The organism is Pseudomonas sp. H11T01, from assembly GCF_048515765.1.
Lineage (GTDB): Bacteria > Pseudomonadota > Gammaproteobacteria > Pseudomonadales > Pseudomonadaceae > Aquipseudomonas.
Genome location: NZ_JBLYED010000039.1, coordinates 18,344 through 44,585, shown reverse-complemented (window position 1 = coordinate 44,585; position 26,242 = coordinate 18,344). Strand labels below are relative to the sequence as shown.

Here is a 26,242-nt window from a genome sequence, read left to right as displayed (position 1 = left end):
AAAGCCGCGAGCGGGTCGGACTGGAACGAGTAGAGTGGTGTCACGCGCATTTTTGCGTCGTCGCGACCACCTGTTCTCTGTCTGAGCCTCGCTGCCGACTTTCAAACACCTTCCTGAAGCCTGTGTAACAGAAAATGTTGACACAGGCCTCTGGCTAACGACAACCGGTGCGACCGGCAGCGGGTTATTGTGATTTTCTGACCCGCAGATACCACTCGGAGAGCAGTCGTACCTGTTTGTCTGTATAGCCGCGCTCGACCATCCGTGTGACGAAATCGTTGTGCTTTTGCTGGTCCTCTTTGCTGGCCTTGGCGTTGAAGCTGATAACCGGTAGCAGATCCTCGGTGTTCGAGAACATTTTCTTCTCTATAACCACCCTCAGTTTTTCGTAGCTGAGCCAAGTCGGGTTCTTGCCGTTGTTGTTGGCTCGGGCACGCAGCACGAAGTTGACGATTTCGTTGCGGAAATCTTTCGGATTGCTGATGCCGGCCGGTTTCTCGATTTTCTCCAGTTCTTCGTTCAGTGCCACGCGGTTGAGGATCTCGCCGGTTTCCGGATCGCGGTATTCCTGATCCTGAATCCAGAAGTCTGCATAGAGCACGTACCGGTCGAAGATGTTCTGACCGTACTCGCTGTAGGACTCGAGGTAGGCGGTCTGAATCTCCTTGCCGATGAACTCGATGTATCGCGGTGCCAGGTACTCTTTCAGGAAACGCAGGTAGCGCTCACGGGTTTCAGCCTGAAATTGCTCCTGTTCGATCTGTTGTTCGAGTACATAGAGTAAATGCACCGGGTTGGCGGCGATCTCGTGGGGGTCGAAGTTGAAGACCTTCGACAGGATCTTGAACGCAAACCGGGTCGACAGACCGTTCATGCCTTCATCGACACCGGCGTTGTCGCGGTATTCCTGAATCGATTTGGCTTTCGGGTCGGTGTCTTTGAGGTTTTCACCGTCATACACGCGCATTTTCGAGTAGATATTCGAGTTCTCCGGCTCTTTGAGGCGCGAGAGCACGGTGAACTGCGCAAGCATCTTCAGGGTGTCGGGCGCGCAATGGGCCTTGGCCAGCGAGCTGTTGAACAGCAACTTGTCGTAGATTTTCACTTCGTCACTGACGCGCAGGCAATACGGCACTTTGACGATGTAGATCCGGTCGATGAACGCTTCGTTGTTTTTGTTGTTACGGAAGGTGTGCCATTCCGATTCGTTGGAGTGGGCCAGCAAGATACCGGTAAACGGAATGGCCCCCAGGCCTTCGGTACTGTTGTAGTTGCCTTCCTGAGTGGCTGTCAGCAATGGGTGCAGCACCTTGATCGGTGCCTTGAACATTTCGACAAACTCCATCAGGCCCTGGTTGGACCGGCACAGAGCACCTGAGTAGCTGTAGGCGTCTGCGTCGTTCTGCGGGAATTCTTCCAGTTTGCGGATATCGACCTTACCCACCAGAGCAGAAATGTCCTGGTTGTTTTCATCCCCAGGTTCGGTCTTGGCGACGGCGATCTGATTGAGGATCGATGGGTAGAGTTTGACCACCCTGAACTGACTGATGTCGCCGCCAAACTCGGCCAGGCGTTTGGTGGCCCAAGGCGACATGATGGTACTCAGATATCGCCGCGGAATACCGAAGTCTTCTTCGAGGATCTGGCCATCTTCTGTGGCGTTGAACAACCCAAGAGGTGACTCGAAAACAGGTGAGCCCTTGATGGCGTAAAAGGGTACTTTCTCTATTAATTGTTTCAGCTTCTCGGCCAGGGACGATTTACCACCACCGACCGGGCCAAGCAGATAGAGGATCTGTTTCTTCTCTTCCAGGCCCTGAGCGGCATGGCGGAAATACGAGACGATCTGGTCGATGCATTCTTCCATGCCATGGAAGTCTTCAAAGGCCGGATAGCGGCGGATCACCTTGTTGGAAAATATTCGCGACAGTCGCGAGTTGGCAGAAGTATCCAACAATTCCGGTTCGCCGATTGCCAATAGCAAGCGTTCGGCTGAAGAGGCGTAGGCGCTGCGATCCTTTTTGCACAGCTCCAGATACTCTTGCAGCGTGAGTTCTTCCTGGCGTGTGGACTCGAAACGTTGTTGGAAGTGGCTAAAAATAGTCATGACGTCACCTCGCTCGATACGTGGAGCCGACGCCGGATCAGTCAGTCGAGTGCTGGTGCAACTGAAATCCAGTTGCTATGTACCCCCCAGAACACTTTCAAAGCTATTGACCTTGAAAGCTAATACCGATGACCCGCACGCCGGTGTACCGGCTCTCCCCTGATTTGGATGGCCTGTTGGTAAGGATAGTTCGGAATCCGAGAGGTCAAGGCGCAATGCGCAATTAGTTCGGTCTGACCGTTCGTCAGTCATGGCTACAGCCCACGGGGGGCATGGGCTGGAGCTCTAGAATAAAATTATTCGGGAACGCTTTGCGCGGTTTCCGACGGGTAAGTCGCACGCCATAACTCAAAGCCGCCGTCCAGGCTGTAAACGTCGGAGAAGCCTTGGCTAATCAGGTATGCCGCAGCACTTTGGCTGGAATTGCCGTGGTAGCAGACCACGACCAATGGCGCATCCAGGTCCGCGTTGCGGATAAAGTCGGGAATGGTGTGGTTGTCCAGGTGTTGTGAGCCACTGATGTGATTGGCGGCATAGGTCTGCGGGTCGCGAATGTCGACCACGACCGCACCTTGCTCACGCAGGGCATGGGCTTGCTCGGGGGGAATGCGTTTGAATTCGCTCATGGCGGGCTCCTGTGGCTTGGCTGAAAGCGCCCTTCAGCGCTTTGCAGTGGCTGGCAATTGTTCGGGGTCAGAGGGGGCGACGTGCGGCTTGACGCGGCCCTGGGTATCGCACTTGCACTGCAGGCGTTCGCCGGTGTCGACATTCAACAACGTCAGGGCGCCACCCCAGACACAGCCGGTGTCGAGGGCAAAGATGCCTTGTTCATTGCATTGGCCTTCAAGGGCTGCCCAGTGGCCGAAGATGATCTTCAGGCCTTTGGTCTTGCGTTCCTTGTGCCGAAACCACGGAGCATAACCGGGGGGCGCGGTATCGATGCCTTCCTTGCCTTTGAGGTCAAGTTTGCCTTCGCGGGTGCAAAAACGCATGCGAGTGAAATAGTTGGTGATCACCCGCAGGCGAGCGGTACCTGTGAGGTCGCTGTCCCATTTCAAGGGCTCATTGCCGTACATACCATCGAGGTAAGGGGCAAAGAGGTTGTCGTCATGTAACGCCACTTCGACTTCGGCGGCGCACTTCAAGGCTTTCTTTAGCGTCCATTGCGGCGGTATGCCTGCGTGGACCAGTACTATCTCGCGTTGTTCGTCGTAGTGCATCAGCTTTTGCTGGCGCAACCATTCAAGTAGCTCGTTGCGATCCGGCGCTTCGAGGATCTCGCGCAAGGTGTCGGCTTTCTTCAGGCGCTCGATATTCTGCCCGACTGCCAGCAGGTGCAGGTCATGGTTGCCCAGAACGCATACCAGCGATTCGCGGATGCTGTAAAGAAAACGCAGGGTTTCCAGCGACTGTGGACCGCGGTTGACCAGGTCACCCACCAGCCAGAGGCGATCCTTGGCAGGATCGAAGGCAACCTGCTTGAGCAGGCATTGCAGCGGTTCGAGGCAGCCTTGCAGATCGCCGACGGCATACACTGCCATCAGTGCAGGGCTCCGGGCACCGCAAGGCGGAAGGGCGCGATGATGGCGTCGAAGCGTTTACCGTCTTCGGCGAGCATTTGGTAGCTACCCTGCATGGTGCCAACTCGGCTGGTCATCACAGTGCCGCTGCTATAGGTATGGCTTTTGCCAACCTCAATCAACGGTTGTTGGCCGACTACGCCTGCACCACGGACCTCCTCGACATGCCCATCACCATCGGTAATGACCCAGTGCCGTGAGAGCAACGTTGCAGGCATCTGGCCATTATTCTGGATGGTAATGGTGTAGGCGAAGGCAAATCGATTTTGCTCGGGTTGCGATTGTTCTGCCAGAAAGCGGGTGACGACGCTGACGTCGATCTGATAACGAGGATCGGACATGCAAAGGGCCTTAAAAGCAAAGCGGGGCGCGGGACATAACTGATGGGATCAGTCTAGGCCAAGTATCGGGTAGTAAACCAGACATGGCGTCTGGTGTCTTACCCGATAACGATCATGGCGTGTCAGCTGGCGCTGGAGATCTCGGCGACTTGTTCGCCCAGCTTGTCGGCCAGACGGACAAATGCGGCCAGGTCGAGTTGTTCCGGACGCAGGCTGCCATCGACACCGGCGGCTTCGATCTCGGCGTTGCTGAGCAAGGCTTTGAGAGTGTTACGAAGGGTTTTACGGCGCTGGTTGAAGGCTTCGCGAACGACGCGCTCCAGCAGGCGATGATCCTTGGCTGGGTGCGGCAGCACGGCGTGCGGCACCAGCCGGACAATCGCCGAATCGACTTTTGGCGGCGGATTGAACGCGCCAGGGCCGACATTGAACAGGTGTTCGACCCGGCAGTGGTACTGAACCATTATCGACAGGCGGCCCCAATCACCACCGCCAGGACCCGCTGCCAGGCGTTCGACCACTTCCTTTTGCAGCATGAAGTGCATGTCGCGGATCAAACCGGCGTTTCGCAGCAGGTGGAAGATCAGCGGGGTGGAGATGTTGTACGGCAGGTTGCCGACCACTCGCAGGCTGTTCGGTGCAGCATTGAGGCTGGTGAAGTCAAACTTCAGAGCGTCGCCTTGATGCAGGTTGAAATTGCTTTTGCCGGCGAACTGCTGATTGAGGATCGGGATCAGGTCCTTGTCCAGTTCAACCACATCCAGTTGCGCGCCGCTGTTGAGCAGGCCTTCGGTCAGCGCACCCTGGCCCGGGCCGATTTCCAGCAAGCGGTCTTCAGGGCGGGCGTGAATGGCGCGCAGGATGCGGTCGATCACGCCGGCATCGTGCAGGAAGTTCTGGCCGAAGCGCTTGCGCGCCCGGTGTTGGTAATGCTCTGTCATAAACGGGTCTCGGCCATCTGGTAGGCGGTTTCCAATGCGACTTGCAGGCTGCCGGTGTCGATTTTTCCGCTGCCGGCCAGATCCAGGGCGGTGCCATGGTCGACTGAGGTGCGGATGATCGGCAAGCCGAGGGTCACGTTGACTGCGGCACCGAAACCTTTGTACTTGAGTACGGGCAAGCCCTGGTCGTGGTACATCGCCAGCACTGCGTCGCAGTGCTCCAGATATTTGGGGGTAAACAGAGTGTCGGCAGGCAGGGGGCCGCGTAGATCCATGCCCTCACTGCGCAGACGCTCTAAGGTGGGTTCGATAATGTCGATTTCTTCATGGCCCAGATGTCCGCCTTCGCCGGCATGCGGGTTGAGCCCGCAGACCAGGATACGCGGTTGGGCAATGCCGAATTTTTGTTGCAGGTCGGCGTGCAGGATCCGCGTCACTCGCTCCAGGCGTTCCGGGGTGATCGCATCGGCAATCTGTCGCAAGGGCAGGTGAGTGGTGACCAATGCGACTCGCAGGCCGCGAGTGGCGAGCATCATGACCACTTGCTGGGTATGCGTCAGGTCGGCGAGAAATTCGGTATGCCCGGAAAAGGCGATGCCGGCCTCGTTGATCACGCCCTTGTGCACGGGGGCGGTGATCATCCCGGCGAAATGCCCGTCCAGACAGCCTTGGCCGGCTCGAGTCAGGGTTTCCAGTACAAACAACGCATTGGACTTGTCCAGCTGACCGGCGATGACCTTGCTCTGCAGTGGGGTGTCCCAGACATACAGACTGTTGGCTGGAGCGGGTTGATCCGGCCAGCGATCCGGTGTGACCGGTATCAAGTCGACAACCACGCCCAACTGCGCGGCCCGCTCAAGGAGCAGGTCGCGGTTGGTAATGGCAATCAGGGGGTGTGGCTGGGGTTGCGAGGCGAGCAGCAGGCACAGGTCAGGACCTATGCCGGCCGGCTCGCCGGGTGTCAGCGCGAATCGTTTGGGGTTCACTTCGGCGCCTGGTCAGCGCCAGGGAGCTTGATTTCAACGTAGGCTTCGTCACGGATCTGACGCAACCAGGTTTGCAGCTCTTCGTCGTATTTGCGGTTACGCAGTACGGTCATCGCTTGCTGTTCACGGGCCTGGCTGGTGCTGTCGGTGGCGCGACGGCCAAGGACTTCCAGTACGTGCCAGCCGTATTGGGTCTTGAACGGTTTGGACAGCTGACCCTGAGGGGCTTTGGCCATCACTTCGCGGAACTCAGGCACCAGGGAGTTCGGGTCGACCCAGTTCAGGTCGCCGCCGTTAAGCGCGGAACCCGGATCTTCCGAATAGCTTTTCGCCAACTCGGCAAAGTCTTCGCCGGCTTCAATCCGGTCGTAGAGTTTCTGAGCCAGACGCTTGGTTTCTTCTTCGCTACGAATTTCGCTTGGCTTGATCAGGATGTGACGTACGTGTACTTCGTCACGCACCTGAGTCTGGCCGCCGCGTTTTTCCAGGATCTTCAGAATGATGAAGCCGCCTGGTGTGCGCATCGGCTCGGTGATATCGCCAACCGACATCGTGCTGAGCATGCGATCAAACGGTGGTGGCAGTTGCGCGGCTTTACGCCAGCCCATGTCGCCGCCTTCCAGCGCGGTCTCGCTGGCGGATTTGGCGATTGCCAACTGACCGAAATCAGCGCCTTGCTTGAGTTGCTGATAAACACCGGCAGCCTGACGCCCGGCATTCTGAATGGCTTCAGAGTTGGCGCTTTCCGGTGTTGGAATCAGGATGTTAGCCAGACGAAATTCTTCGGACAGCTGCATCTTGCCCAGGTCCGAGGCGAGGAAGTTTTTCACTTCCTGCTCCGATACCTGAACACGCTCTGCTACACGGCGCTGACGTACACGGCTGATGATCATTTCGCGGCGAACCTGATCACGAGCGTCTTCATACGACAGACCATCGTGAGTCAGGGCTGCGCGGAACTGCTCCACGCTCATCTTGTTGCGTTGGGCAATGGTGCCGATCGCCTGGTTCAGTTCCTCATCGGTGATGCGGATGCCGGAGCGTTCGCCGATCTGCAGTTGCAGGTTTTCGACGATCAGGCGCTCAAGTACCTGCTGGTCCAACACGCTGGTTGGCGGTACACCGCCGCCGCGTTTGGCGATGGTTTGCTGGACTTCATGAACCCGTTGGTCCAGTTGGCTCTGCATGACCACGTCGTTGTCGACGATGGCTACTACCTTGTCGATGGACTGCACCGCAGCGTTGGCTGCGGTACCCAGGAACAATGCGCCCAGCATCAGCGGGCGCAGACGATCAGAAAGCTTTGTCTTCACGTTCACGATAACCTTGAATGCCTTTGTCGAGGAAGCTCTCTACTTTGGCGCCAGTGAGGCCGCCGAGTCCCTTCAGAACAATTTGGAGGAAGATGCCATGGTCGCCTTTTTCGTTTTGCGGCGCCTCTTGGCTAAACTCGTCATACGCGACCCAGTAGCGATTGATCAGGCGCAGTTTCCAGCAGCAGTTGTCGTACTCGAAACCACCGAAGGCTTCCAGAGTGCGGTTGCGGTTGTAGTCGTACTGCCAGCGGCTGATGGCATTCCATTGCGGCACGATCGGCCACATCACCGAGAAGTCGTGCTGCTTGATCTTGTAGTAATCCTTCACGAAACCCGGAGTGCCCGGAGTGCCGTAGTCGCCGCCACCTACCGTCCACTGACCGGTGGTCTGGTCATAACGGACCTGGTCATTGCGATAGCGATAACCGGCGTTGATGACTTTGTTCAGGTTGTCTTCCGGCTGGTAATGGAACATCGCGCTGCCGGAACGAGGCTTGTGGCTGTCCGGGTCCCAGTTGTAGTCGGCAGTCGTACGCCAGTCGCGGTTGAAGCGATATTCATACTCAAGCGCGTAAGGCGAAACGTTGGCGTGTGCATCCTGGCGGGTCGCCGCATCGATGCCCGGCAATTGAACTTCGCGATCCTTGAAGTACATGGCCTGGCCAACGCTGATGCGCTGACGCTCAAAGCCGTTGTCTTCGATCCAGCGGTTGGTCACGCCCAGCGACAGTTTGTTTTCGTCGCCAACACGGTCGGAACCGGAGAAGCGGTTGTCGCGGAACAGCGAGGCGTAGTTGAACGTGTACTCGCTAGTGTCGAAGACCGGGATGTCGGACTGATCTTTCTCAGGAACATAGAGATAGAACAGGCGCGGCTCAAGAGTCTGGCGGTAGTTCTTGCCAAACCATTGGGTGTTGCGGTCAAAGTACAAGCCACTGTCGATGCTCGCGATAGGCACAGCGCGGTTTTGATTGCGGCTGAAGGTGCCGTTGAGGTTATCAGCGGCGGCACTCTGCGCGGCGATCTGGCTTTTGCCTGTTCCGTCGAGGTCCAGATCGTACTGGGTGTACTTGTACTTGAGCGATGGCTTCAGGAAGCCATACGTCCAGTTGAGCGGCAGGCTGACAACCGGAGCGAGATCCAGGCGATCACCGTTGGCACGTGCCAGGCCCTGAACGTTGGTATCGAGACGCGGTGATGAGATACCGTCCTGGTCAAAATAGTTGCCGGTTTTCAGATCTCGATCAAAGCGCACGAGTTCAGTGTTGTACGCGAAATCCAGCCCGCCTGGATGATACGGCAGCGCACCATCGAAGGTGATTTGCGGCAAGCGGTCATACGGCGTGATATTCGCGACAGTCGCCAGCTGATAAGCCTGGGCATTGATTCGTGCAGCGTAGGTGTCGCCACGATAAGTGACGGAACCTTGCTGATTCACATAGTCTCTGCTTTTGACACCGATCTGATCAGTTTGAAGATCCTGGAAGTAATATGGATCGCTGATTTTGGTGTAATCAACCTGGGTCAGCACGCGCGAATCAAGCCCGCCCTTGTGCTGCCAGTTGAGCATGTAGCGGGTTTTCTCGGCGTCGGACTGCAGATTGCGGTCGTTACTCTCGTCGTTGAGGTAAGCGCCACCAAACTGACCTTCGCTGCTCTTGGTCAGGTAGCGGAATTCGCCTTCCATCAACAGCCCGTGCTTGCTCATGTAGCGCGGATACAACGTGGCGTCGTAGTTGGGCGCTATGTTGAAGTAGTACGGGGTGACCAGCAACAAGCCGGTATCGCTACCGGCGCCGATAGTTGGCGGCAGGAAGCCGGACTGGCGACGGTCATCGATCGGGAAATAGATGTACGGGGTGTAGAGCACCGGAATGTCTTTGACCCGTAGCGTCACGTTGGTTGCGGTACCGAAGCCGGTCGCCGGGTTCAAGGTGATGTTGTTACCCTTGAGTTGCCAGGCGTTGCTGTTCGGTTCGCACGTGGTGTACGTACCATCCTTGAGACGGATGATGGCGTTTTCGGCACGTTTGGCGTACAGCGCGTTACCGCGTATACGCGACTTGTGCATCACGTACTCAGCGTTGTCGACCTTGGCTTCGCCGGTATCAAGCTGCACATCGGCGTGGTCGCCGACGATCAGCGCGCCATTATCGCGGACGCGAACGTTGCCGCTCAGCTCTCCACGGTTCTCGGCTTGATACAGATTGGCCTCGTCGGCCTCTACCTGCATGCTGCCCTGACGCATGACCACGTCACCGGCCAGGGTAGCGACTTGTTGTTCTTGCTCGTAACGCGACGCTTTGGCGCCGAGAAAGGTCGGAGCATCACTTTTATTCGTCTTGTCATTCATGCCAGGACGAATAGGTTCGATATAGGAACCAGAGCAGTAGGGACCGGTTTCGGCCAATTGGGCAGTAGTGAGCTTGTCACGGGGCACCCAGTCGAGGTGACTGTAGTCGGCACTGCGCGATTTCAGACCACGGCCTTTGGCTTCGGTGACCAGTGTGGGCTTGGCGACGGTTTCGTCGCTGGCGCCGCTTTCTGCCGGGGTCTCGTTGTTCGGACTGACCGCTTCTGCGTTATGCGCTGGACGTGGAGGCAATTGAGCAGCGTTGGCTTTCGGCGCACAGTCCCAGGCACCCGAAGCAGAGACTGAGCAGTCATACTGTTCCGCAGCGACCGCGAACTGAGTGGCTAAAGGTTGCAGGGCCAGCAAACTGCCGGTAACCAACAACGGAAATTTTTTACGAAACGCGGGGGATTTCAATGCCATCTTATTAGTCCGGGCTTCCTGCGTGCCATCTGCCCGCGGTGTGGGCCGCACGCCTCTCGATGGTCTGAAAAAGATGCTGGATAATAAAGCATGACCCGCTTGACGGCTAGCGCCGTCGGAGACCCTTGCAATGCCTGATCAAGATGTACGCTTGCAACACCTGAAAGTTTGGCTCGATGAGCAATTGGCGATTCTATTTACAGCACAGGGCTGGGGCTCCGTGCCCCCGGCTACGTTGACTGCGGCCAGCAGTGACGCCAGTTTCCGGCGGTATTTTCGCTGGGAAGGGGAGGGTCGCAGTTTCGTGGTGATGGACGCTCCACCACCTCAGGAAAACTGCAAACCTTTCGTTGATATCGCTTGGTTACTGGCGAAATCCGGAATAAACGTGCCGATAATTTATGCCGAGGACCTCGAGCGCGGCTTTCTTTTGCTCAATGACCTGGGTAACAAGACCTATCTGGACGTGATCGACGGCGAAAATGCCGACGATTTGTTCAAGGATGCGTTGCAAGCCTTGCTGGCCTTCCAGCAGTTGCCGATGGACGCTCCTCTGCCCAGTTATGACGTGGCGTTACTGCGCCGCGAACTGGAGCTGTTCCCCGAGTGGTACGTGGGGCGTGAACTGGGTATCACGCTTGACCCGGAGCAACTGGCGCTCTGGCAGCGGGTCAGCGATCTGTTGATCGACAGCGCCCTGGCCCAGCCAAAGGTACTGGTGCATCGCGACTACATGCCGCGCAACCTGATGTTGAGCGAGCCGAACCCGGGCGTGCTGGACTTCCAGGACGCGGTCTACGGTCCGGTCACTTACGACGTGACCTGCCTGTTCAAGGATGCATTCCTCAGTTGGCCTGACGCTCGCGTGCGTGGTTGGCTGGAAGATTACTGGCATCAGGCCGGCAAGTTGGGCATTCCGGTGCAACCTGATTTTGAAGACTTCCTGCGGGCCAGCGATTTGATGGGCGTGCAGCGGCATTTGAAAGTGATCGGGATCTTTGCCCGCATTTGCCATCGCGATGGTAAGCCGCGTTATCTCGGTGATGTGCCGCGTTTCTTTGCCTATATAGAAGCAGTGTTGGCCCGCCGCCCAGAGCTGGCTGAATTGGGTGAGCTGTTGGTGAGCCTTCGCCAGCCGGTTGGAGCGCCCGTATGAAGGCAATGATTCTCGCGGCCGGCAAGGGTGAGCGTATGCGTCCACTGACGCTGACGACGCCCAAGCCATTGATTCGTGCCGCTGGTGTGCCATTGATCGAGTACCACATTCGAGCGCTGGCAGCGGCAGGGTTTACCGAGATCGTGATCAATCACGCCTGGCTTGGCCAGCAGATCGAGGACTATCTGGGGGATGGTTCGCAGTTCGGGGTGAGCATCCAGTACTCGTCGGAAGGTGAGCCGCTGGAAACCGGCGGCGGTATTTTCCAGGCATTACCGCTGTTGGGTGATGAGCCGTTCCTGGTGGTCAACGGCGATATCTGGACCGATTACGACTTCTCGGCATTGCGCCAACCGATTGCCGGCCTTGCTCATCTGGTGATGGTCGACAACCCGGTGCATCACACGGCCGGAGATTTCACGCTGGTTGATGCTCAGGTGCGGGATGGAGAGTCGGGTTTGCAAACATTCACCTACAGCGGCATCGCCGTTCTGCATCCAGCATTGTTTGCAGGCTGCATCGCAGGCGCTTTCAAGCTTGCGCCGTTGTTGCGCAAAGCGATGGCCGAAGGACAGGTGAGCGGCGAGCATTTGCAAGGACAGTGGGTCGATGTTGGCACCCATGAGCGATTGGCCGAAGTCGAACATCTGCTAGAAGCGAGCCGCTGATATGTTGTGGCCAGGGACTCTGATCGGAGCCGGAGCGGGCTTTGCCATAGCCAGCATTCCGGGGGCCATGCTCGGTGCATTGTTGGGGCAGGCGCTGGACCGGCGCATGCAATTGCACAGCTGGGCGCATTTGCGCGAACGTTTGGGTGGGCGCCCAGCGCTGCGCAATGATGAACTGTTGTTCGTATTGCTGGGGAGATTGGCCAAAAGTGATGGCCAGGTGGTCGACGGCCATATCCAGCAAGCTCGCCAGGAGATGCGTTCACTCGATATGAGTGAGCCGGCGCAAAAGCGGGCAATCGCTGCGTTCAATCGAGGCAAGTCCGGGCGTGATCGCTTGCGTGGCTATTTGCGGCACTTGAGCGCGCAGCCGCATGCGGCTGAGGGGCTCTTACGTGCCTGCTGGCGGATGGTCTGGGCCGATGGTCGAGCGAGCAGCGCCGAGCGTGAGCTGATCATGCAATGGGGCAAATGGCTGGGCTGGACACCTCAGCAGGTCAAAATGCTGGCCAGTGACTATGAACCGCATAAAAAGCCACTGACCAACAGTGGTGGCACTTATCAAGAGGCTTTGCGAGTGCTGGGTGTGACGGCCACTAGCGAGCCGTCGCAGATCAAGCGTGCCTACCGGCGCCTGCTCAGTCGCCATCACCCGGACAAGATTGCCGGCAGTGGCGCGAATACGGCCCAAGTGCGTGAGGCGACCGAGAAAACTCGTGAGCTGCACAATGCTTATGCATTGATTCGTGAGCGTAGGGATTTTCGTTAGGGATTCAGGTGATTACTCAGCTGCCAGTGTTCTGCGGGCTTAACCAGCCGCGAACACGCCGAAACAGCTGCTCTTGTTCGGCGGCGCTGTTTCCAGGCAATGCCTTCAAAGAAACCTGAGTGAAGGTTGCGCTCTTCAACCGTTTGCTCGCCTGCAGACGTTCCAGGGCGGCGTTACGCACCAGCACTTTGTCTATATAGAAGAAATCGGCGGTGGCCACTTTCAGCGTCGGTGTCAGTTGTGCCAGCTCAGGTTTGCCGTTGAGTGGCGTTTGCGCGGCGACCATCACGAACTTCTCTATGTGCGATGGTTGTTTCTCACTGAGGTAACGCGCAGCCCAATAAGCCCCCGTGCCATGTCCCAGCAGGACGATGCTGCGAGCGTTCTGCTGTTGGGCAAAGGCAATTGCAGCATCGATTCGGGCGAAGATTCGCTCGGCATCAGCCTTTATTTGCTCCTCAGAACTTTCGGCAACGGCACGCTCAGCGACGTCAGCTTCACCGCCCGCCGCTTGTTCGATGGGTTTGGGTGCCGCAGTACTGGCATTTTTGCTGCTAGTGTCGACGGGGACAGGTGCAGGTGCGGCTTCGACAATGCGCGGCCGACTGGCGTCGCTTTGCAGGTCAGGCAGGGTAATACTCAGGCTGCCCCAGGTGGCCTCCGGCAATTTTCGGCGCAATGGACTGATTGCTTGAGGCCAGTCAGCTGTTTCACCGGCGCCAGGGATGATAATCACCGCGCCGCTGGGTTCGCCGGTATTGGCCGGTTTCCAGAGCGCGAGGAAACTGTCGCTGCCAGCCTGCAACTGTTGCTGCTCCTGCTGCGGGACTTGTCGTTCAAGGGCCGTCGCCTCTTCCTGACTACGCTCAAGCAGCGGTTGGCGCTCTACCGGTTTTACTTCTGCGGTTTTTTCCGTGGCGCCTGGAGGATCGGCGGCCTCGACTGAAAAGACACAAGGCAGGATCAGCGACAGGCACAATGCGGGCAGTGCCAAGCGGTAGACAGGGGGCATCGGATATTCCAGGCCAGAAGTAATCCCGGCAGCCTAATGGGTTGGTCAGTATTTGTCAGTGTGTGAGACTTCAGATGATGCGTTTTCGCTGCCTGTTGGTTATCGGCTGTTTTTGCCTTCCCTTGATGGCATTGGCGGCGCCTGCGCCCCAAGTGCCCGTCGCGCAGTTGAATGCCGAGCAGCGTCAATGGCTTGAGCAACACCCCGAGTTGCGTGTCGGGTTGGTGTTGCAAGCGCCTTACGCACAATTTGATCGCCGCTTGCAGCGTTTGTCCGGGGCCAATGTCGAGCTCATGAAGTGGCTGGCCAAAGCCCTCAAGGTTGAGCTGAGCTGGCGCAACTTTCCGGATCAGGCGCAGTTGGAGGCCGCCGTGCGTGACGGTGAAGTCGACATTGCTCCGGGCCTGACTCAAACCCCCGCGGGGCTGCGGATCTGGCAGTTTTCCGATCCTTATATGCGCGTGCCGCAATTGATCGTCAGCGAACAGAAAAGCGCCGGTGCGGTGGAGCTGGAGAAGCTCGACAGCCAGACCCGTGTCGCGGTGCGCATGCCCAGCGCGGTTGCCGATTACCTGCGCAGCACCTACGGAAATCTCAATTTGCAGGGCGTGCCGCTGGAGCGCCAGGCCTTGCAGTTGCTTTTAAGCCAGCAGGCCCGGTATGCCGTGGTGGATGAAGCGCAGCTCAGTCGCTTGTCGGCCGAGCCAGAGTTTGCTGATCTGGTGGTGGTCGGTGATATCGGTCTGCCGCAATTACTGCGGGTTGCCACACGACGTGACTGGCCTGAGCTGGCGGGGATCGTTGAAAGGGCGCTGCATGCGATCCCTGCGCGGGATCTGGAACAACTGCACAGTCGCTGGCTGCAACCCAAGTACCCGCGTCTGACCGAGTCGCCGGGTTTTTGGCAGAACCTCTGTCTATTGCTGACCGTGTTGTTGCTCAGCAGCATTGCCATCGTCACTTGGCAGCGTCGTCAGCAACACAGCCTTGAGCAACGTTTGTTGGCGGCCCGTGAGGACATCGCCCTTCGCGAGGCCAGCGAAGAAGCCTTGCGCCTGACGCAGTTTTCCATCGATCAAAGTACCGTCGGGATTCTCTGGGTCAACTGGGACAGCCATGTCCGTTACGCCAACCGGGCGGCTGAAGCGATGCTCGGTTATGCATCGGGCGGTGTGATTGACCGCCCCTTGATCGATTTCGAACCCGGCCTGCATATGGATCGCTGGCTAACATTGTGGAAACGCGCCCGCGCCAGTGAGGACGGGCCACAAAGCTTCGAAACCAACTGCGTTCGCGCCGATGGCAGCATCTTGCCTGCCGATGTATCGCTGAGCTTCCTGCGCTTTCGTGATGGCGAATACCTCGTGGTTTATCTCAACGACGTTACCGAGCGTCGGCGTGCCTTGGCCGCTTTGCAGGAAAGCGAGGCGCGGTTGCAGGGTATTGCCGCCAACGTGCCTGGGCTGGTATTTCGTCTGGAGCGGGCGCCAGTTACCGGGCAGATTGACTTTGCCTACATCAGCGAGGGCAGTGAGAGCCTGGTGGGATATTCCCCGGCGACACTCAGTCATCGTGACAAAGGCCTGCGCAGCCTGGTTCATCCGGACGACAAGGCCAGTTATCACCAGACTCAGGATCACGCGCTGGACACTGACTGCGACTGGTCCTGGCAAGGACGAATTGTGACGCGCCAGGGCGAGCAGCGTTGGGCGGAGATCAAGGCAATCACCCGTCGTCTTGATAACGGCGTGGTGGTTTGGGACGGGATTGTCTGGGACATCAGCGAAAGCAAGCGTATCGAGCTGGAGTTGGCCAGTTCTCGCGAGCAATTGCGTGAGTTGTCCGCTCACCTGGAAAGCGTACGGGAAGAGGAAAAGGCCCGCATTGCCCGAGAGGTTCACGATGAACTGGGTCAGATGCTCACCGTACTCAAGCTGGAAACCTCGATGTGTGAGCTGGCTTACGCGCAACTTGATCCGGGTTTGAACGAGCGGCTCAACAGCATGAAGCGCCTGATCGCGCAGCTGTTCCAACTGGTGCGCGATGTCGCCACGGCGCTACGCCCGCCGATCCTCGATGCGGGGATCGCCTCGGCCATCGAATGGCAGGCACGACGCTTCGAGGCGCGCACGCAGATCCCCTGTCTGGTCCAGGTGCCGGAAAACCTGCCGGTCCTCAGCGATGCCAAGGCCATTGGCCTGTTCCGGATTCTTCAAGAGGCACTGACCAATGTCATGCGCCACGCTCAGGCGCATACTGTCGAATTGACACTGGCTCTTGAGGGCAGTGAGTTGTGCCTGACCGTCAGCGACGATGGCCAGGGTTTTGTCCCGGCGACAGGCCGACCGACTTCGTTTGGCGTGGTGGGCATGCGTGAGCGGGTGTTGATCATGGGCGGCAGTCTGTCGCTGGACAGTGAACTGGGTGAAGGCACGACGTTGAGCGTGCGAGTGCCTTTGGATTAGGAGAAGCGCGTGATCCGTGTACTGGTAGCCGAAGACCACACCATCGTTCGTGAAGGCATCAAGCAGTTGATCGGCCTGGCCAAGGATTTGATCGTGGTGGGGGAGGCGAGTAATGGTGAGCAACTGCTCGAAACCTTGCGCCATGTTCCGTGTGAAGTGGTGTTGCTGGATATCTCCATGCCTGGGGTCAACGGTCTGGAGGCGATCCCGCGGATTCGCGCGTTGAACAATCCGCCAGCGATTCTGGTGCTGTCGATGCACGACGAGGCGCAAATGGCCGCCCGCGCGCTGAAAGTCGGCGCTGCCGGTTATGCCACCAAGGACAGCGATCCGGCGCTGTTGCTCACCGCCATCCGCAAGGTCGCGGCAGGTGGGCGGTATATCGACCCGGACCTGGCCGACCGGATGGTCTTCGAAGTCGGTCTGACCGACTCGCGGCCGTTGCATTCGTTGCTGTCAGAGCGTGAGTTCTCGGTGTTCGAGCGGCTGGCCCAAGGCGCGAACGTCAACGACATCGCCCAGCAATTGGCGTTGAGCAGCAAGACTATCAGCACCCACAAAGCGCGGCTGATGCAGAAACTCAACATCACCTCGCTGGCCGAGCTGGTGAAATATGCAATGGAGCACAAGCTCCTCTGACACACCAAGCCTCTGTGGGAGCAGCCGGTCGACGCTCGATTGCTCGCGATGCAGGCGCCTCGGTTTATCAGAGACACCGCGTCATCGTTCATCGCGGGCAAGCCACGCTCCCACAGGGATCTCATGCGAGCATCCACTCGTGGGCATATCCAATAACGACACGCACTTCAGACCGCTTTTGCCCGTTCTTGCGGCATGCAGCTCAACTCTTGCAGCTGCTTCTACGCGACATACCCAATCACGCCATCCTTGTAGGGCAATCCCTACCCCGAACCTTCCATCCGGCTTAGGCCAATCTCTCATACCCCCCGATTTGCGTGGTTGTAAGGAGCCACTAGGCTTAGTCCACGGCAGTCCTATATATAAAGAACACAAAGGTGCGGGTATGAGCGAGGTCGATTCAAGCGCTGGGGCGAAAGATGTTCTGGTCAGCTTTCGTGGTGTACAAAAGAGCTACGACGGCGAGAACCTGATCGTCAAAGACCTCAACCTGGAAATTCGCAAAGGCGAATTCCTCACCCTGCTCGGGCCTTCCGGCTCTGGCAAGACCACCAGCCTGATGATGCTGGCCGGTTTCGAAACCCCGACCGCTGGCGAAATCCAGCTGGCCGGGCGCTCGATCAACAACGTCCCTCCGCACAAACGCGACATCGGCATGGTGTTTCAGAACTATGCGCTGTTCCCGCACATGACTGTCGCCGAGAACCTGGCGTTCCCGCTGTCGGTGCGTGGCTTGAGCAAGACCGACATCAGCGAACGGGTCAAACGTGTACTGAGCATGGTTCAGCTCGATGCCTTCGCCCAGCGTTATCCGGCACAACTTTCCGGTGGTCAGCAACAGCGTGTGGCCCTGGCCCGGGCGCTGGTGTTCGAACCGCAATTGGTGCTGATGGATGAACCCCTCGGCGCGCTGGATAAACAGCTGCGTGAGCACATGCAGATGGAGATCAAACACCTGCATCAACGCCTCGGTCTGACAGTGGTCTACGTGACCCACGATCAGGGTGAAGCGCTGACCATGTCCGATCGGGTGGCAGTGTTCCATCAGGGCGAGATCCAGCAGATCGCTGCTCCGCGCACCCTGTACGAAGAGCCAAAGAACACCTTCGTGGCCAACTTCATCGGCGAAAACAACCGCCTCAATGGCCGCTTGCACAGCCAGGACGGCGATCGTTGCGTGGTCGAGCTGAGCCGTGGCGAGAAGGTCGAGGCGCTGGCCGTGAATGTCGGCAAGACCGGCGAACCGGTGACCCTGTCCATTCGTCCAGAACGCGTGAGTTTGAACGGTTCCAGCGAATCCTGCGTCAACCGGTTCTCGGGGCGTGTGGAGGAGTTCATTTATCTGGGCGACCACGTCCGCGTGCGCCTGGAAGTCTGCGGTAAAACCGATTTCTTTGTGAAACAACCGATCGCCGAGCTGGACCCGGCTCTGGCGGTCGGTGATGTGGTACCGCTTGGCTGGCAGGTCGAACACGTTCGCGCGCTCGATCCACTTCTAGAGGCGAACTAATCGCCCCCTTGCTTCACCAACACCAACCTGCACGTGGAGAGAACAATAAATGTTGAGATCCCTGAAATTCACCGCTCTGGCTCTGGGCATGATGGGTGCGGCGCACGCGATGGCGGGCCCGGACCTGACCGTGGTGTCCTTTGGCGGGGCGAACAAGGCTGCTCAGGTCAAAGCCTTCTACGCACCGTGGGAAACAGCGGGCAACGGCAAGATCGTTGCTGGCGAATACAACGGTGAAATGGCCAAAGTCAAAGCCATGGTCGACACCAAGAGCGTGTCCTGGGATCTGGTGGAAGTGGAATCGCCAGAGCTGTCCCGTGGCTGTGACGAAGACATGTTCGAGCAACTGGACCCTGCCCTGTTCGGCAAATCCGAGGATTACGTCAAAGGCGCTATCCAGCCCTGCGGCGTAGGCTTCTTCGTGTGGTCCACCGTGCTGGCCTACAACGCTGACAAGCTGAAAAGCGCACCGACCAGTTGGGTGGATTTCTGGGATACCAAGAAATTCCCGGGCAAGCGTGGCCTGCGTAAAGGCGCCAAGTACACCCTGGAATTCGCTTTGATGGCTGACGGCGTAGCGCCCAAAGACGTCTACAAAGTGCTGGCCGGCAAAGATGGTCAGGACCGCGCGTTCAAGAAACTCGATGAGCTCAAGCCAAGCATTCAGTGGTGGGAAGCAGGCGCTCAGCCGCCGCAGTATCTGGCTTCCGGCGACGTCGTGATGAGCTCGGCCTACAACGGTCGGATCGCTGCCGTGCAGAAAGAAAGCAACCTGAAAGTCGTGTGGAACGGCGGTATCTACGACTTCGACGCTTGGGCGATTCCAAAAGGCCTGGATAAAGCTCGCGCGGAAGCGGCGAAGAAATTCATCGCGTTCTCGGTCATGCCACAACAGCAGAAGACCTATTCGGAAAACATCGCTTACGGCCCGGCTAACACCCAAGCCGTACCGTTGCTGTCCAAAGACATTCTGAAAGACATGCCGACCACTCCGGAAAACATCGCCAACCAGGTGCAGATCGACGTCAGCTTCTGGGCGGACAACGGTGAGCAACTGGAACAGCGCTTCAATTCTTGGGCAGCCAAATAAGCTGACTAATGTGGGAGCGGGCTTGCTCGCGAAGGCGTCATTACATTCAACATTCATGTTGACTGGCGCACCGCCTTCGCGAGCAAGCCCGCTCCCACATTTGAGTTGTATGCATTAAACGATCGAGGTGGTACGCCACCTCTGTAACGATCAAAGATTTCCGGAGTTCGCTATGGCCATCACCGTTCCCCTGAACGAGGTCACCAGCCCCACCTTGAAGCAGCGTCTGGCTCATGCCGAGCGGGTCAACCGCTGGAAGGCTCAAGCCTTGATTGCGCCCTTGGTACTGTTTCTGTTGCTGGTGTTCCTGGTGCCGATTGTGGCGCTGCTCTACAAGAGCGTCGGTAACCCGGAAGTGGTCGGCGGTATGCCGCGTACTGTGGCGGCAGTGGCTGCCTGGGACGGGCGAGGCCTGCCGGCTGAACCGGTGTACAAGGCTGTCAGCGAAGACCTGGCTGACGCCCGCAAGAATCAAACCTTGGGCGATCTGTCCAAGCGACTGAATATGGAGTTGGCCGGCTATCGCAGCCTGCTGACCAAAACCGCGCGAGCGCTGCCGTTCAAGACTGAACCGGCCTCTTATAAAGACGCGATGGAAGGTCTCGACGAGCGTTGGGGGGATCCGGCGTACTGGCAGGCGATCCGCCGCAACACCAGCAGCCTCACACCTTATTACCTGCTGGCAGCCGTCGATCACCGCATCAATGATTTGGGTGAACTGGCCCCGGCCACGCCAGACCAGGCGATTTACCTCGATATCTTCGCCCGCACCTTCTGGATGGGCTTGATCATCACCGCGATCTGCCTGGTACTGGCGTATCCCTTGGCTTACCTGCTGGCCAATCTGCCGTCCCGGCAAAGCAACCTGCTGATGATTCTGGTGCTGTTGCCGTTCTGGACCTCGATTCTGGTGCGGGTTGCGGCGTGGATTGTCTTGCTGCAATCGGGCGGGTTGATCAACAGCGGCTTGATGGCCATGGGTGTGATCGATAAGCCGCTGGAGTTGGTGTTCAACCGCACCGGGGTTTACATCTCCATGGTGCACATCCTGCTGCCGTTCATGATTCTGCCGATCTACAGCGTGATGAAAGGCATCTCGCCAACCTATATGCGGGCGGCGATTTCCCTCGGTTGCCATCCGTTCGCCAGCTTCTGGCGGGTGTACTTCCCGCAAACCTACGCCGGTGTCGGTGCCGGTTGTCTGTTGGTGTTCATTCTGGCGATCGGTTACTACATCACCCCGGCGCTGTTGGGTAGCCCGAACGATCAGATGGTCAGTTACTTCGTTGCCTTCTACACCAACACCAGCATCAACTGGGGTATGGCGACCGCGCTCGGTGGGCTGCTGCTGTTGGCAACCGTCGTGCTCTACCTGATTTACAGCCGGCTGGTGGGCGCCAGTCGCCTGCGCCTGAGCTAAGGAGAGAATCGAAATGCTGAGCCCTTACATGTCGCCCGTTGAGCGGGTCTGGTTCTACAGCTTGCGCATTCTCTGCGGGCTGGTCCTGTTGTTCCTGATCTTGCCGGTGCTGGTGATCATTCCGTTGTCGTTCAACTCCGGCAGCTTTCTGGTCTACCCGCTGCAAGGTTTCTCGCTGCATTGGTATCAGGACTTTTTCGCCTCGGCGGAATGGATGCGGTCCCTGAAGAACAGCATCATCGTCGCCCCGGCGGCGACTGTAATAGCAATGATTTTCGGCACACTGGCTGCCATCGGCCTGACTCGCGGCGATTTCCCCGGCAAACCGTTGGTGATGGCGCTGGTGATTTCGCCGATGGTGGTGCCGGTGGTGATCATTGGTGTGGCCAGTTACCTGACCTTCGCTCCGCTGGGATTTGGTAACAGCTATATCTCGCTGATCGTTGTGCATGCGGTGCTGGGCGTGCCGTTCGTGATCATTACCGTGTCGGCTACTTTGCAAGGTTTTAACCAAAACCTGGTGCGTGCGGCGGCCAGCCTGGGCGCTTCGCCGCTGACGGCATTCCGCCGTGTGACCTTGCCGCTGATCGCGCCGGGGGTGATTTCCGGGGCACTGTTTGCCTTCGCGACGTCGTTCGATGAGGTGGTAGTAACGCTATTCCTCGCCGGTCCCCAACAGGCGACTTTGCCTCGGCAGATGTTCAGCGGCATCCGCGAAAACCTCAGCCCGACCATCGCTGCCGCCGCGACGCTGCTGATCGCCTTCTCGGTGGTACTGCTGCTGACTCTGGAATGGTTGCGTGGGCGTAGCGAGAAGCTGCGTACAGCGCAGGTTTGATGTAACGGCCATTCGCGGGCAAGCCCGCTCCCACAGGTGACCTCGGTGCTCTTGTGGGAGCGTGGCTTGCCCGCGAAGGGCTCAACACGATCTATCTGACAAACCCCAATCCCCAGCTACTCTTGTGCCCAGCCCCCAAAATAATAAGAGGCCGAGCGCATGAGTATTTCCTCTTTCAAAATCGCCCACAAACTGATCACCGGCACTGGCGCCATCGAGCAACTGGCCGCCGAGCTGACTCGCCTGGATATCGATAACCCGCTGATTGTCACCGATGCCGCGCTGGTGAAATCCGGCACGGTGCAGCTGGCGCTGGCACACCTGGGTGACCGCACTTACGAAATTTTCGATCGGGTTCTGCCTGACCCGGAAATCGCCATTGTCGAAGACTGCATGCGCGTCTATCGCGAAGGTGGTCATGATGGTTTGATTGGCCTGGGCGGCGGCAGCGCCATCGATATCGCCAAGAGCGTTGCGGCGTACGCCGGTTACCACGGCGCCCTCGAGGACCTGTTCGGCGTCGATCAAGTGCCGCGCAAAGGCCCGCCGCTGATTGCGATCCCGACCACTGCTGGCACCGGTTCGGAAGTCACCAATGTGGCGATTCTTTCCGACAAGGTCGCGCAATTGAAGAAGGGTATCGTCAGTGATTACCTGCTGCCGGATGTGGCGCTGGTCAGTCCGCAGATGACCCTGACCTGCCCGCGCAGTGTCACTGCCGCCAGTGGCGTGGATGCGCTGGTGCACGCCATCGAGTCCTATCTGTCGTTGAATGCCTCGCCGATCACCGATTCACTGGCCATCGGCGCCATCAAACTGATCGCCAAAGCGCTGCCCAAGGCCTATGCCAATCCTTCCAGTCTGCAGGCCCGCGAAGACATGGCCACCGCCAGCCTGATGGCCGGCATGGCATTTGGTAATGCCGGGGTCGGCGCCGTGCATGCGTTGGCCTATCCGTTGGGAGGGCGGTTCAATATCGCCCACGGGGTCAGCAATGCTTTGTTGCTGCCGTATGTCATGACCTGGAACAAGATGGCCTGCGTCGAGCGCATGCAGGATATTGCCCAAGCGTTGGGTGTGAAGACCGTGGGTCTGAGCGCCAATGAGGCGGCCGATAAGGCCGTGGAGGCGATGGCCCAATTGTGTGCTGGCGTAGAAATTCCTCTGGGCCTGCGCCATTTCGGTGTGCCAGAGGAAGCGATCCCCGCCATGGCCGTGGAGGCAGCGGGGATTGAGCGCCTGATGCGCAACAATCCGCGCAAACTGAGTGCCGTCGATATCGAGAAGATCTATCGCGCCGCGTACTAGGGCGTTTCATCCAATCATCGAGGTCACAGTGCGCGCTGGAAAGCATGAGGTATACAATGCGCGCCATCGTGATTCTGCTCAAAAAAGGTGCGTCATGCAGCCCTTCGCTATTGCTCCGTCGATTCTCTCCGCTGATTTCGCCCGTTTGGGTGAGGAAGTGGACAACGTTCTCGCCGCTGGCGCCGACATCGTGCACTTCGATGTCATGGACAACCACTACGTGCCGAACCTGACCATCGGCCCGATGGTGTGTTCTGCGCTGCGCAAATACGGCATCACTGCGCCCATCGACGCGCATCTGATGGTCAGCCCGGTGGATCGCATCATCGGCGACTTCATCGAGGCCGGTGCGACCTATATCACCTTCCACCCGGAAGCCACGCAGCACGTCGACCGTTCCCTGCAAATGATCCGCGAAGGCGGTTGTAAGTCGGGTCTGGTGTTCAATCCGGCGACCCCGCTGGACGTACTCAAGTACGTGATGGACAAGGTCGACATGATCCTGCTGATGAGCGTCAACCCGGGTTTTGGCGGGCAGAAGTTCATTCCTGGCACCCTCGACAAACTGCGTGAAGTACGGGCGCTGATCGATGCATCCGGACGCGATATCCGCCTGGAAATCGACGGTGGGGTGAACGTCAATAACATCCGCGAAATCGCCGCGGCTGGCGCTGACACCTTCGTCGCCGGCTCGGCGATCTTCAATGCACCGAACTACCAAGAGGTGATTGAAAAGATGCGTTCCGAACTGGCACTGGCTCGCCCATGAGTGGCTTTGAGCAGCTGTTCCCCGGCCGTTTGCCGCGACTGGTGATGTTCGATCTGGATGGCACGTTGATCGATTCGGTCCCCGACCTCGCAGCAGCTGTGGATAACATGCTGCTCAAGCTTGGCCGTCCGCCCGCCGGAATCGAACCGGTGCGTGAGTGGGTCGGCAACGGCGTGCAGGTGTTGGTGCGCCGAGCGCTGGCGAACAGTCTCGATCACCAGGGTGTTGACGAGGTCGAGGCCGAGCAGGCTCAAGAGTTCTTCATGGCGGCCTATGAGGACGGCCATGAACTGACTGTGGTTTATCCCGGCGTGCGCGACACCCTGAAATGGCTGCACAAACAGGGCGTGGAAATGGCCCTGATCACCAACAAACCTGAGCGCTTTGTCGCGCCGTTGCTGGACAAGATGAAGATCGGCCGGTATTTCCGCTGGATCATTGGCGGCGACACCCTGCCGCAGAAGAAACCCGACCCGGCGGCGTTGTTTTTCGTCATGAAGATGGCCAACGTGCCAGCATCTCAGTCATTGTTCGTCGGTGATTCACGCAGCGATGTGCTGGCGGCGAAAGCGGCGGGCGTGAAGTGTGTGGCGCTCAGCTACGGCTACAACCACGGCCGACCGATTGCCGAAGAGTCGCCAGCGTTGGTGATCGATGATCTGCGCGCTTTAATTCCCGGTTGCCTGGATTCTGCCGCTGAGATAACGTTGCCCGACGTTGCTCAACCCCCTCAAAGAGATTCCATCGTGGTGGTCACCCGCAAACTCTGGATGAAAGTCATCAAGGCCCTGGCCCGTTGGCGTTGGCGCGCCTGACTTGATTCTGGCCGGTTATCCGGCGCGTTTGCACAACTGACCGTTAGACCCTCAAGCCACGAGGCACCTCATGATCCGCGAAGAATTCCTGTGTTTGGCCGCTGCCGGCTACAACCGCATCCCGCTTGCCTGCGAAACCCTTGCCGACTTCGACACGCCGCTGTCGATCTATCTGAAACTGGCCGACCAGCCGAACTCCTATCTGCTGGAGTCGGTGCAAGGCGGCGAGAAGTGGGGGCGTTATTCGATCATCGGCCTGCCGTGCCGCACCGTGTTGCGTGTCCATGATCATCAGATCAGCGTGACCCATGATGGTGTGGAGATCGAAAGCCACCAATCCGAAGACCCACTGGCATTCGTCGAAGCGTTCAAGGCTCGCTACAACGTGCCGACCATCGCTGGATTGCCGCGCTTCAATGGCGGGCTGGTGGGTTACTTTGGTTATGACTGCGTGCGTTACGTGGAGAAGCGTCTGGGCAAATGCCCGAACCCCGATCCGCTGGGCGTGCCGGATATCCTGCTGATGGTTTCCGATGCAGTGGTGGTGTTCGACAACCTCGCCGGCAAGATGCACGCGATTGTCCTGGCGGATCCTTCCCAGGAAAACGCCTACGAGAATGGTCTGGCGCAACTGGAAGCGTTGCTGGAAAAACTCCGTCAGCCAATCACTCCGCGTCGCGGTCTGGACTTCAGCAAGCAGCAGGCGGCTGATCCCGTGTTCCGTTCGAGCTTCACTCAGGACGATTACGAGCGGGCGGTGGATACCATCAAGGAATACATCCTCGCCGGTGACTGCATGCAGGTGGTGCCGTCGCAACGGATGTCCATCGACTTCAAGGCGGCGCCGATTGATCTGTATCGCGCGCTGCGTTGCTTCAACCCGACGCCTTATATGTACTTCTTCAACTTCGGCGACTTCCATGTCGTCGGCAGTTCGCCGGAAGTGCTGGTACGGGTTGAAGACAACCTGATCACCGTGCGGCCAATCGCTGGCACCCGCCCACGCGGGGCCAATGAAGAGGCCGACCTGGCGCTGGAAGAAGACCTGCTGTCCGACGACAAGGAGATCGCCGAGCACTTGATGCTGATCGATCTCGGTCGCAACGACACAGGTCGGGTTTCGGAAATCGGCTCAGTGAAACTCACCGAGAAGATGGTCATCGAGCGTTACTCCAACGTGATGCACATCGTGTCCAACGTCACTGGTCAATTGAAAGCCGGCCTGACCGCCATGGACGCGCTGCGGGCGATTCTGCCAGCGGGCACCTTGTCCGGTGCGCCGAAAATCCGCGCGATGGAGATCATCGATGAGCTGGAACCGGTCAAGCGTGGTGTCTACGGCGGTGCGGTCGGCTATTTCGCCTGGAACGGCAATATGGATACCGCCATCGCGATCCGTACTGCGGTGATCAAGAACGGCGAACTGCATGTGCAGGCCGGTGGCGGTATCGTTGCTGACTCAGTGCCAGCGCTTGAGTGGGAAGAGACGCTGAACAAACGCCGCGCAATGTTCCGCGCCGTAGCTCTCGCCGAACAAACGCCTTAACGCTGAGTTCACGCAGTCCTTTGATGACAGGGCTTTTTGTAGCGAAAGTAAGTTAAGGCGCAAAATCTGTGGGAGCGAGCCTGCTCGCGATGGGGCCATCACTGCCAACATTGATGTTGCCTGATCCACCGCTATCGCGAGCAGGCTCGCTCCCACAAGGACCTCACCACCATAAAAGAAAACGCGGAGC

Annotated in this window: 22 protein-coding genes; 13 read left to right on the top strand and 9 right to left on the bottom strand. The window is 58.4% G+C overall.

Features of this window, described 5'->3' with window-relative positions:
• Positions 1–184 precede the first annotated feature (184 nt).
• The 8 genes from ACN1C3_RS30980 to ACN1C3_RS30945 form a co-directional block, all read right to left on the bottom strand.
• Entirely contained in the window at positions 185–2,107 is a 1,923-nt protein-coding gene (locus tag ACN1C3_RS30980) for a PrkA family serine protein kinase (protein ID WP_419119533.1), read from the bottom strand.
• A gap of 296 nt (positions 2,108–2,403) precedes the next feature.
• Complete coding sequence (glpE, locus tag ACN1C3_RS30975; protein ID WP_419119532.1) at positions 2,404–2,733, bottom strand: thiosulfate sulfurtransferase GlpE; 330 nt, start codon at positions 2,731–2,733, stop codon at positions 2,404–2,406.
• Positions 2,734–2,766: 33 nt separating this feature from the next.
• Complete coding sequence (locus tag ACN1C3_RS30970; protein WP_419119531.1) at positions 2,767–3,648, bottom strand: symmetrical bis(5'-nucleosyl)-tetraphosphatase; 882 nt, start codon at positions 3,646–3,648, stop codon at positions 2,767–2,769.
• Positions 3,648–4,028 (bottom strand): Co2+/Mg2+ efflux protein ApaG, encoded by a 381-nt coding sequence (gene apaG / locus ACN1C3_RS30965; protein WP_419119530.1) that lies wholly within the window; start codon positions 4,026–4,028, stop codon positions 3,648–3,650. The genes ACN1C3_RS30970 and apaG overlap by 1 nt, the downstream gene beginning before the upstream one ends.
• A 122-nt stretch (positions 4,029–4,150) precedes the next feature.
• Positions 4,151–4,969, bottom strand: a complete 819-nt coding sequence (gene rsmA, locus ACN1C3_RS30960) for a 16S rRNA (adenine(1518)-N(6)/adenine(1519)-N(6))-dimethyltransferase RsmA (protein ID WP_419119529.1) — start codon at positions 4,967–4,969, stop codon at positions 4,151–4,153.
• A complete protein-coding gene (gene pdxA, locus ACN1C3_RS30955; RefSeq protein WP_419119528.1) occupies positions 4,966–5,955 on the bottom strand; it encodes a 4-hydroxythreonine-4-phosphate dehydrogenase PdxA in 990 nt (329 codons plus the stop codon). The genes rsmA and pdxA overlap by 4 nt, the downstream gene beginning before the upstream one ends.
• Entirely contained in the window at positions 5,952–7,268 is a 1,317-nt protein-coding gene (gene surA / locus ACN1C3_RS30950) for a peptidylprolyl isomerase SurA (protein ID WP_419119527.1), read from the bottom strand. The genes pdxA and surA overlap by 4 nt, the downstream gene beginning before the upstream one ends.
• Positions 7,249–10,047, bottom strand: a complete 2,799-nt coding sequence (locus ACN1C3_RS30945) for an LPS-assembly protein LptD (protein WP_419119526.1) — start codon at positions 10,045–10,047, stop codon at positions 7,249–7,251. Before ACN1C3_RS30945 ends, surA begins: the two co-directional genes overlap by 20 nt.
• A gap of 130 nt (positions 10,048–10,177) precedes the next feature.
• Here ACN1C3_RS30945 and ACN1C3_RS30940 point away from each other — a divergent pair, with 130 nt between their 5' ends.
• From ACN1C3_RS30940 to ACN1C3_RS30930, 3 genes are read left to right on the top strand one after another with little or no spacing between them, the layout of a single operon-like run.
• Positions 10,178–11,203, top strand: coding sequence for an aminoglycoside phosphotransferase family protein (locus ACN1C3_RS30940; protein ID WP_419119525.1), 1,026 nt, complete (start codon positions 10,178–10,180; stop codon positions 11,201–11,203).
• Positions 11,200–11,871, top strand: a complete 672-nt coding sequence (murU, locus tag ACN1C3_RS30935; protein ID WP_419119524.1) for an N-acetylmuramate alpha-1-phosphate uridylyltransferase MurU — start codon at positions 11,200–11,202, stop codon at positions 11,869–11,871. Before ACN1C3_RS30940 ends, murU begins: the two co-directional genes overlap by 4 nt.
• Position 11,872: 1 nt before the next feature.
• Positions 11,873–12,640: a TerB family tellurite resistance protein gene (locus ACN1C3_RS30930; protein ID WP_419119523.1), complete on the top strand. Its 768-nt coding sequence runs from the start codon at positions 11,873–11,875 to the stop codon at positions 12,638–12,640.
• Between the two features lie 16 nt (positions 12,641–12,656).
• On the opposite strand, the gene ACN1C3_RS30925 is transcribed toward ACN1C3_RS30930, so the two are convergent.
• Positions 12,657–13,652 carry an alpha/beta hydrolase family protein gene (locus ACN1C3_RS30925; protein WP_419119522.1) on the bottom strand — a complete coding sequence of 332 codons (996 nt, stop codon included), beginning with the start codon at positions 13,650–13,652 and terminating at the stop codon, positions 12,657–12,659.
• A 74-nt stretch (positions 13,653–13,726) separates the two neighbouring features.
• Between ACN1C3_RS30925 and ACN1C3_RS30920 the strand changes: the two genes are divergently transcribed.
• The 10 genes from ACN1C3_RS30920 (at position 13,727) to trpE (ending at position 26,052) form a co-directional block, all read left to right on the top strand.
• Positions 13,727–16,117, top strand: a complete 2,391-nt coding sequence (locus ACN1C3_RS30920; protein ID WP_419119521.1) for a PAS domain-containing sensor histidine kinase — start codon at positions 13,727–13,729, stop codon at positions 16,115–16,117.
• A 9-nt stretch (positions 16,118–16,126) separates the two neighbouring features.
• Complete coding sequence (locus ACN1C3_RS30915) at positions 16,127–16,756, top strand: response regulator (RefSeq protein WP_419119520.1); 630 nt, start codon at positions 16,127–16,129, stop codon at positions 16,754–16,756.
• Positions 16,757–17,141: 385 nt separating this feature from the next.
• Positions 17,142–18,266 carry an ABC transporter ATP-binding protein gene (locus ACN1C3_RS30910; protein WP_419119519.1) on the top strand — a complete coding sequence of 375 codons (1,125 nt, stop codon included), beginning with the start codon at positions 17,142–17,144 and terminating at the stop codon, positions 18,264–18,266.
• 49 nt (positions 18,267–18,315) lie between these two features.
• The gene (locus tag ACN1C3_RS30905; protein ID WP_419119518.1) at positions 18,316–19,356 is read left to right on the top strand and encodes an ABC transporter substrate-binding protein; all 1,041 of its coding nucleotides are present in this window, start codon (positions 18,316–18,318) and stop codon (positions 19,354–19,356) included.
• A 172-nt stretch (positions 19,357–19,528) separates the two neighbouring features.
• On the top strand, positions 19,529–20,776 hold the full coding sequence (locus ACN1C3_RS30900) for an ABC transporter permease (protein ID WP_419119517.1): 1,248 nt from the start codon (positions 19,529–19,531) through the stop codon (positions 20,774–20,776).
• 13 nt (positions 20,777–20,789) lie between these two features.
• A complete protein-coding gene (locus ACN1C3_RS30895; protein ID WP_419119516.1) occupies positions 20,790–21,614 on the top strand; it encodes an ABC transporter permease in 825 nt (274 codons plus the stop codon).
• 159 nt (positions 21,615–21,773) lie between these two features.
• Positions 21,774–22,922, top strand: coding sequence for an iron-containing alcohol dehydrogenase (locus ACN1C3_RS30890; protein WP_419119515.1), 1,149 nt, complete (start codon positions 21,774–21,776; stop codon positions 22,920–22,922).
• 94 nt (positions 22,923–23,016) lie between these two features.
• Positions 23,017–23,691, top strand: a complete 675-nt coding sequence (gene rpe / locus ACN1C3_RS30885) for a ribulose-phosphate 3-epimerase (RefSeq protein ID WP_419119514.1) — start codon at positions 23,017–23,019, stop codon at positions 23,689–23,691.
• Entirely contained in the window at positions 23,688–24,506 is an 819-nt protein-coding gene (locus tag ACN1C3_RS30880; RefSeq protein WP_419119513.1) for a phosphoglycolate phosphatase, read from the top strand. The genes rpe and ACN1C3_RS30880 overlap by 4 nt, the downstream gene beginning before the upstream one ends.
• Before the next feature lie 70 nt (positions 24,507–24,576).
• Positions 24,577–26,052 carry an anthranilate synthase component I gene (trpE, locus tag ACN1C3_RS30875; protein WP_419119512.1) on the top strand — a complete coding sequence of 492 codons (1,476 nt, stop codon included), beginning with the start codon at positions 24,577–24,579 and terminating at the stop codon, positions 26,050–26,052.
• The last annotated feature ends 190 nt before the right edge of the window (positions 26,053–26,242 follow it).

What these genes read in the sequence shown, in the direction of transcription:
- ACN1C3_RS30910 (WP_419119519.1), top strand. Translation starts at nt 17,142, where the DNA reads ATGAGCGAGGTCGATTCAAGCGCTGGGGCGAAAGATGTTCTGGTCAGC.
- ACN1C3_RS30940 (WP_419119525.1), top strand. Translation starts at nt 10,178, where the DNA reads ATGCCTGATCAAGATGTACGCTTGCAACACCTGAAAGTTTGGCTCGAT.
- trpE (WP_419119512.1), top strand. Translation starts at nt 24,577, where the DNA reads ATGATCCGCGAAGAATTCCTGTGTTTGGCCGCTGCCGGCTACAACCGC.
- ACN1C3_RS30930 (WP_419119523.1), top strand. Translation starts at nt 11,873, where the DNA reads ATGTTGTGGCCAGGGACTCTGATCGGAGCCGGAGCGGGCTTTGCCATA.
- rpe (WP_419119514.1), top strand. Translation starts at nt 23,017, where the DNA reads ATGCAGCCCTTCGCTATTGCTCCGTCGATTCTCTCCGCTGATTTCGCC.
- ACN1C3_RS30890 (WP_419119515.1), top strand. Translation starts at nt 21,774, where the DNA reads ATGAGTATTTCCTCTTTCAAAATCGCCCACAAACTGATCACCGGCACT.
- murU (WP_419119524.1), top strand. Translation starts at nt 11,200, where the DNA reads ATGAAGGCAATGATTCTCGCGGCCGGCAAGGGTGAGCGTATGCGTCCA.
- ACN1C3_RS30970 (WP_419119531.1), bottom strand. Translation starts at nt 3,648, where the DNA reads ATGGCAGTGTATGCCGTCGGCGATCTGCAAGGCTGCCTCGAACCGCTG.
- glpE (WP_419119532.1), bottom strand. Translation starts at nt 2,733, where the DNA reads ATGAGCGAATTCAAACGCATTCCCCCCGAGCAAGCCCATGCCCTGCGT.
- ACN1C3_RS30895 (WP_419119516.1), top strand. Translation starts at nt 20,790, where the DNA reads ATGCTGAGCCCTTACATGTCGCCCGTTGAGCGGGTCTGGTTCTACAGC.
- ACN1C3_RS30925 (WP_419119522.1), bottom strand. Translation starts at nt 13,652, where the DNA reads ATGCCCCCTGTCTACCGCTTGGCACTGCCCGCATTGTGCCTGTCGCTG.
- rsmA (WP_419119529.1), bottom strand. Translation starts at nt 4,969, where the DNA reads ATGACAGAGCATTACCAACACCGGGCGCGCAAGCGCTTCGGCCAGAAC.
- apaG (WP_419119530.1), bottom strand. Translation starts at nt 4,028, where the DNA reads ATGTCCGATCCTCGTTATCAGATCGACGTCAGCGTCGTCACCCGCTTT.
- ACN1C3_RS30945 (WP_419119526.1), bottom strand. Translation starts at nt 10,047, where the DNA reads ATGGCATTGAAATCCCCCGCGTTTCGTAAAAAATTTCCGTTGTTGGTT.
- ACN1C3_RS30920 (WP_419119521.1), top strand. Translation starts at nt 13,727, where the DNA reads ATGATGCGTTTTCGCTGCCTGTTGGTTATCGGCTGTTTTTGCCTTCCC.
- ACN1C3_RS30900 (WP_419119517.1), top strand. Translation starts at nt 19,529, where the DNA reads ATGGCCATCACCGTTCCCCTGAACGAGGTCACCAGCCCCACCTTGAAG.
- ACN1C3_RS30905 (WP_419119518.1), top strand. Translation starts at nt 18,316, where the DNA reads ATGTTGAGATCCCTGAAATTCACCGCTCTGGCTCTGGGCATGATGGGT.
- ACN1C3_RS30980 (WP_419119533.1), bottom strand. Translation starts at nt 2,107, where the DNA reads ATGACTATTTTTAGCCACTTCCAACAACGTTTCGAGTCCACACGCCAG.
- ACN1C3_RS30880 (WP_419119513.1), top strand. Translation starts at nt 23,688, where the DNA reads ATGAGTGGCTTTGAGCAGCTGTTCCCCGGCCGTTTGCCGCGACTGGTG.